Origin of the sequence: Prevotella sp. (assembly GCF_036570325.1) — a bacterium.
Classification (GTDB): Bacteria; Bacteroidota; Bacteroidia; order Bacteroidales; family Bacteroidaceae; genus Prevotella.
On sequence record NZ_DATCYK010000004.1, the window covers coordinates 76552 to 83787 of the forward strand.

Sequence of the window (7236 nt, forward strand, 5' to 3'; positions counted from 1 at the left end):
CAGTCGCTTTCCACCTCATCTTACGAGTTATATCGGTAAGATGAATAGAGCGAACACGCCCACTTGATTTCCTGAAGCTGCCCTTTGGGGCGGCCAAAGCACTGCTTTCATCGCCTCAAAGGGCCACTCTTGGCGCCCGAAAGGATTGCTTTCGTAACGTGATAGTTAAATAGTTGATAGTCAGTAGTATATAGATTTTGTTGCGAGAGCTGTTGATGCGAGTTTCAAGATGTCGTGTGAGCCATGATAAGATTTGATGATATGATGGTAAGAAAAATAATGGTTGTGCTGTTGTTGGTCTTGTTCGTGCTGCCCGTCGTGGGGCAGGAAAGTCAACCCGAGCCGAAAAGAACCACTTCGGTAGCGTTGAATGAGAGCCGGGTTTACGACTTCGGAACCATCAAGGAGCAAGCCGGTAAGGTCACCCATCGCTTCCTTTTCACTAATAAAGGCCGTCGGCCCATCGCTATCAGCAACGCCTCGGCATGGTGTGGTTGCACTTCGGCCGCCTATACCAAGCAGCCTATCCGTCCCGGAGGGCAGGGATTTGTGGACGTAACGTTCAATCCCAACTATCGGCCGGGCAAGTTCGTGAAGGAGGTGGTGGTGTATCTCAATGGTGGAAGCGAGTATTTCACCCTGCGTGTGCGGGGCCATGTCGTGGGCTATCGCCATCCCGTGACCGAGGAACAGCCCTATGCGTTCGGCCGTGGGCTCTATATGAGCCATCGGCTGTTGCCTTTTGGCGGGATGAGAGCAGGCGAGAGCTTCTCTTTCTTGTTGCGGGTGGCTAATGATACGGACAAGCCTATGACGGTTACTTTCAAGCGGGTGCCCGACAATCGTGTGCTCAAGATGAAGGAAAAGGTGGTGTTAAAACCCTACGAACGCAGGCCGATACAGGTAAGTTACACGTTTCCGCGCAGTTATGCTTACGACCGCCACATTACGCTTCGTGTGTATGTCAACGGTCATGAGGTGAAATCGTTGCCCGTGAAGTGGTTTGGCAGCAAGAATATACTTCGCATGCCATAAGAAAATAGGGCCGGCGGCAGAATAAAAAAGGTTATTTTTATTATCTTTGCAATAAGATAAGCTGCACTTGATAATTTGAAAACAAGTTTTCATTATGCTCGTTTGCGCTATCTTTGCACTATCAATAACAACCTATGAAAAGTGTCTTATTACAACTCATTCTTTTGATTGGGGCCGTGTCGGGGCTTCATGCCCAGCAGCCTGCTTATGCGCAATCTTTCGTCTATGACAAGAAAATACACGACTTCGGAACGATAAAGGAGAAGGATGGTCTCGTCAAACATACCTTTACTTTCACCAATCGGGGCACGTCGCCGGTGGTCATCAATGACGTGAGCGCTTGGTGTGGATGTACCTCGGCCGACTTTACCAAAACGCCGGTAAGGCCGGGTAGCCGGGCCACGGTTACGGTTACGTTCAATCCTTTCAAGCGTCCGGGACGGTTCAGCAAGGAAGTTATGGTCTATCTTAATGGCGGAAAGGAATATACCCGTATATGGGTGAAGGGCAATGTGGTGCCTTATGTGCATCCCGTTACTGAGGACCATCCCTATGCTTATGGGCAAGGATTGTATATGAGCCATAGGGTTTTGCCTTTCCCCGACCTGCGGAAAGGCGAGCGTCGTAGGTTTCTGCTGCGTGTGGCTAACGACACCGATAAGCCCATGCAGGTGGAGTTTAGTCGCCATCCTGACAATACGGTGTTGAAAATGGTGCGTAGCCTGCGGTTGGAACCCAAGGAACGAACGGTCATCAGCGTGTCGTACACGGCATGGAAGACCTATCGCCACAATCGCCACATCATGATTCAGCCCGTGATCAACGGCCATCGGGTGAAGCCCTTGCGGGTGACTTGGCTGGGCAGTAAGTCCTAATGATAGGCTGCGCCCCATCTTATTTGAATACTATCTATCACAATCTATATAATGAAAAAAAACATTTTACTCTTATCTTTGTGCATGATGGCAGCCACGACAGCCCGTGCACAGTCGGTCGCTCCTCAAGCGATTGCGCCGTTACCCGAGCCCCGTCAGGTGGCTTGGCAGCAGTTGGAAACCTACGCTTTCGTACATTTCGGTCCCAATACGTTCGGTGATCGGGAGTGGGGATATGGCGACGCGGAGCTGCAAAGTTTCAATCCTACGAGGCTCGACTGCGAACAGTGGGCTCTCACGGCTAAGGCCGCGGGGCTGAAAGGTATCATCCTTACGGCCAAACATCATGACGGTTTCTGCCTATGGCCTACGAAGTACACCGATTACAGCGTGCGTAACACGCCTTATAAGAACGGTAAGGGCGACATCGTGGGTGAGCTGGCGGAGGCTTGTCGTAAGCATGGATTGAAGTTAGGGCTGTATCTTTCGCCATGGGATCGCCATCAGGCTTTCTACGGAACCGACCTTTATCGGGAGTATTTCTATGCGCAACTGACCGAATTGTTGACCCAATACGGTCCCTTATTTGAGGTTTGGTTCGATGGAGCCAATGGTGGCGATGGCTGGTATGGCGGCGCCAAGGAAGAGCGCACCATCGACCGACGTACCTATTATGACTTCCCGAGGGCATGGGCCATGGTTGATAAGCTCCAGCCCAATGCCGTTATATTCAGCGATGGCGGCCCCGGCTGCCGATGGGTGGGCAATGAGCGTGGCTATGCTTTTGCTACTAACTGGTCGCTTTTGCGCAGTAAAGAAGTTTATCCCGGCTATTCTAAGTATTGGGAGTTGCAGCAAGGCCATGCCGATGGCGACAAGTGGGTGCCTGCCGAGTGCAACACGTCGATTCGTCCGGGTTGGTTCTACCATGAATCGGAGGACAACAAGGTGAAAAGTGTTGACCATTTGGTCGATCTTTACTATAGAAGCGTGGGTCATAACGGTACTTTCCTCATCAATTTGCCTATCAATAAGGAGGGATTGGTGCACCCCGTGGACTCTACTCACTTAGTGATGTTCCATCGGCAGGTAGTGAGTGAGCTGGCCAATAACTTGGCATTGAAAGCCAAAGTCACCGTCTCCACGCAGCGCGGCAAGCAGTTTGCGGCCAAGAACATGACCGATAACAACTTCGAGAGCTATTGGGCTACCCCCGACGGCGTAACAACGGGTGAGATAGTGCTCACCTTCGGCAAGGCGCAGAAGCTCAACCGACTGAAATTGCAGGAGTATATTCCGTTGGGACAGCGTGTCCGCAAGTTCAGCGTGGAGTATCTTTCGGCCAATGGTTGGCTGCCCGTGGAGGCAGGAGAGGAGACCACGACCATCGGTTATAAGCGACTGTTGAGGTTTAAGACCATTCAGACTCGCCGCCTGCGGGTACGCATTACCGACTCCCGCGGACCGCTCTGTATCAACGAGATTGGTGCTTACTATGCGCCACAAGCCAAGGAGGCCTATATAAATAAGGTGGAAGAAGTGAAGAGTTTGGACTTTACGGAAGTGGAACGCACGGCTTCCTCGATAACGATAGATTTGGGTAAAGACCAGCCTGTCAAGGCTTTCTACTACTTGCCAAAGCAGGGTGAGGGGGCCACGGGCCTCGTATCCAACTATGAGATTGAGGTGGGCAATACGCTCGACGGCATGACCTCCGTGGCCTCGGGTGAGTTCTCGAATATCCGCAATAACCCCGTGATGCAGTCGGTGTACTTCACGCCGATCGCGGCACGCTACATACGGCTGAAAGCTACTCGCATGGTGAATGTGGGAGAGGCCGTTAATTTTGAAAAAATAGCTATTCAGTAGGTCCGTCGACCTACTGAAAGCGCTAACTGACTGTTAATTTAGTTTTTTATAATCATAACTTAATCAAAATGTAATACACTATGAAAGAAAAGCAAAACAATTTGCTGCGACTGGCTTTCTCCGTGTCTTTATGTTTTGGATTGCTTCGTACAGTGTCAGCCAATGTCACTGTTGCCGCCCCACGGCAGGCAGCAAGCAGCCAAAGCGTGCAGCAGAGTCAGACGGTCAAGGGCCATGTTCTGGATGAGAATGGTGAGCCTGTCATTGGAGCAACCATTACGTTGAAAGAAACCAAAGTAGCCACGGTGACCGATTTGGATGGCAATTTCACCATCAAAGCCGATAACGGCAGCAGGCTGGTAGTGTCCTATGTGGGCTATACCAACAAGGAAGTTGTGGTCAACGGAAGCAACCTTACCGTGAGATTATCGCAAGATACGGAGACGCTGAACGAGGTTGTCGTGACGGCGCTCGGTATCAAGAAAGAGGCTAAGTCGCTATCTTACAACGTGCAGCAGCTCAACAGCGACGCGGTCAACGTTGTGAAAGATGCCAACTTTGTCAACTCTTTGAATGGTAAGGTGGCCGGTGTGCAGATCAATAGTAGCTCATCGGGAATCGGTGGAGCCTCACGTGTGGTTATGCGTGGTGTGAAGTCTATCAATGGCGAGAATGGCGTGTTGTATGTCATTGATGGTATTCCCATGCCCAATCTTATGCCGGGCAACGCCGGCGATATGTACAGTGGCTCGGGTTCTACGGGTGATATGATTTCAAATATCAATCCCAATGACATCGAGAGTATCTCAGTATTGAGTGGTCCTTCGGCCGCTGCGTTGTATGGATCATCGGCTGCCAACGGCGTGATTCTTGTGACAACGAAGAAAGGTTCGCAAGGAAGACTTTCCGTATCGTACGAAGGCAGCTTCCAATTCTCCCGCCCTTTGATGACTTATAAGTTCCAAAACACCTATGGACCTTCGGCCATCGGCTCATTCGACAGTTGGGGAGAAAAGCTCTCTACGCCGTCTTCGTATGATCCAAATGATTTCTTCCAGACTGCCGCCAATATCGGCAATTCGGTCAGTGTGTCAACCGGTAACGACAAGAACCAAACTTATCTGTCCTTGGGTTCTACCAATGCGCAGGGTCTTATCCACAATAATGACTACGATCGCTACAATGTTTCGTTCCGGAATACAAGCAAGTTTCTCAATGATAAGCTGACCTTGGATTTCAGTTACATGCTTTCTACGGTGAAAGAGCAGAACATGATAACCTCGGGTCAGTACTTTAACCCGCTTTATCCGCTCTATCTTTTCCCGGCAGGGGGCGACTTCGACAGCATGAAATACTATGAGCGCTATGATACGGAACGCAATTTGCAAAATCAGTTCTGGCCTTACGGCAATCAGAGTATGGCTTTGCAAAACCCGTATTGGATAACGGAGAATAATAAGTTTGTCAACCATAAGACGCGCCACATGGCCACCGCGTCGCTCAAATGGGACATTACCAACGGGGTATCTCTTACCGGTCGTGTGAAATATGACGGCAATTACAACAAGTATGAGTCGAAATTTAAAGCCGGAACTGACCTGCAATTTGCCTCGGCCACGGGCCATTATTCACGTAATAAGATAGATTTGTCGCAGTATTTTGCCGAGACTTTCCTCAATGTGAATAAGTATTTCAATCATGAGATGTGGAGTTTGACGGGCGTGTTGGGTGCAAGTTTTGACCAGCGCAACAAAGATCAGGCAGGCTTCGACGGTCATCTTTCAAAGGTACCTAACCTCTTTACGTTGAGCAATCTTGACGCTTACAACTCTAAAACGAAGTACACGCAGTCGGGATATGTCATTCGCAAGGAAGCCGTTTATGGCAGTGCACAGCTTGGATACAAGAGTATGGCCTACTTGGATGTGACCGCTCGTAACGATTGGTCGTCCAAATTGGCGGGTGCAGACGACAGCTATTTCTACTATTCCGCTGGTCTTTCAGGTATTCTGACAGAGCTTTTGCCACAGATAAAGAGCGATAATTACCTTAATTATTTGAAGGCTCGAGTATCTTATTCTGAAGTAGGTAACGACCCGAGTGAGCCTTTCCTCACCATGACTACCTATCCCGTGACGGTTGCGGGCCCCGCTACGACGACGGTGAAGAAGAACTCTCGCCTCACGGCAGAGCGCACCAAGTCGTGGGAAGCAGGCTTGGACGTGGTGTTGTTCCGTAATAAATTGAAGTTGAACGCTACGTTCTATCACTCTCGTACGTACAATCAGTTCTTCAATATCAAGCTCCCCGAGACATCAGGTTATACCAGTATGTGGGTAAACGGTGGCCGTGTGGATAACCGAGGATTGGAGTTCTCGGCCCGTTTCAGCCAGCCTTTGGGTCCCGTTGATTGGGAATCTTACATGACATGGACCATCAACCGCAATGAGGTAAAGGACGTTATATCGGAGTTTACCGACCCGGAGACAGGCGAAACGTACAAGATGGATCAGATGAATCTTGGTGGATTTAACGGTACTCGTAACCTTATCACCAAGGGAGGTGACCTGAGTGACATCTATGTTCGTACCTTGAAGACCGATGAACATGGCGCTATCTATGTCAATACACGCACCCATGAGGTTGTTCCTACACAGAACGACTACATCAAAGCGGGCCATGCGTCGCCTAATTACGTGCTTTCATGGGGTAATAGCTTCTCTTGGAAGGGCTTACACTTAGGTTTCCTCTTCAATTATCGTAATGGTGGAGTGGCCGTTTCGCTCACTCAATCGGTTATGGACGCCATGGGTTCGTCGAAAGTTTCCGCTGATGCACGCGATAATGGTGGCGTGCTCGTCAATGGCAAGCCCATTCCGGCCAAGGAATACTTCACTACTGTGGCCAGCTCTACGCAGACTATAGCCTCTCAATACGTATATTCGGCGACGAACTTACGCCTCTCAGAGTTGAGCTTAGGCTATGATGTACCCGTTACAAAGTACGTTCCATGGATTAAAGGGCTCAACGTTTCTTTCGTTGCTCATAACCTATGGATGATTTACTGCAAGGCTCCTTTCGATCCGGAAGTAACAGCCAGCACGGGCACTTATAACCAAGGAATAGACTATTTCATGCAGCCGAGCCTGCGTACAATGGGATTCTCTGTAAAGGTTAACTTATAATTAAGAGATAAAATCATGAAATCAATATATAAATTTGCTTTTGCCGGCGTATTGGCCGTAGGCTCTATGGCTTCTTGTACCGGCACTTTTGAGGATATAAACACCAATCCTCATGAAGCTACTCAAGATATGTTGGAGATGGACAACTTGAAAGTTGGCTCTTTCTTTTCACAGATGTTGCTCCGTATGGTGCCATTTACGGCAGGCGGACAGCAGGATGATAACTTCGGCTCTACGGGCTCTTACCAGCATTTCCAAGGCTTAAACTCCGA

The 7236-nt window shown here is 49.5% G+C and carries 4 protein-coding genes and 1 pseudogene; all 5 read left to right on the forward strand.

Going from position 1 to position 7236, the window contains the following annotated elements:
* Positions 1–261 precede the first annotated feature (261 nt).
* Complete coding sequence (locus tag VIR50_RS00330; protein WP_331933159.1) at positions 262–1035, forward strand: DUF1573 domain-containing protein; 774 nt, start codon at positions 262–264, stop codon at positions 1033–1035.
* Positions 1036–1169: 134 nt separating this feature from the next.
* Complete coding sequence (locus VIR50_RS00335; RefSeq protein ID WP_331933160.1) at positions 1170–1910, forward strand: DUF1573 domain-containing protein; 741 nt, start codon at positions 1170–1172, stop codon at positions 1908–1910.
* 51 nt (positions 1911–1961) lie between these two features.
* On the forward strand, positions 1962–3779 hold the full coding sequence (locus VIR50_RS00340) for an alpha-L-fucosidase (RefSeq protein WP_331933161.1): 1818 nt from the start codon (positions 1962–1964) through the stop codon (positions 3777–3779).
* Between the two features lie 80 nt (positions 3780–3859).
* Entirely contained in the window at positions 3860–6964 is a 3105-nt protein-coding gene (locus VIR50_RS00345) for a SusC/RagA family TonB-linked outer membrane protein (RefSeq protein WP_331933162.1), read from the forward strand.
* Between the two features lie 15 nt (positions 6965–6979).
* Positions 6980–7236: pseudogene (locus tag VIR50_RS00350) on the forward strand (hypothetical protein); the annotation flags it as partial.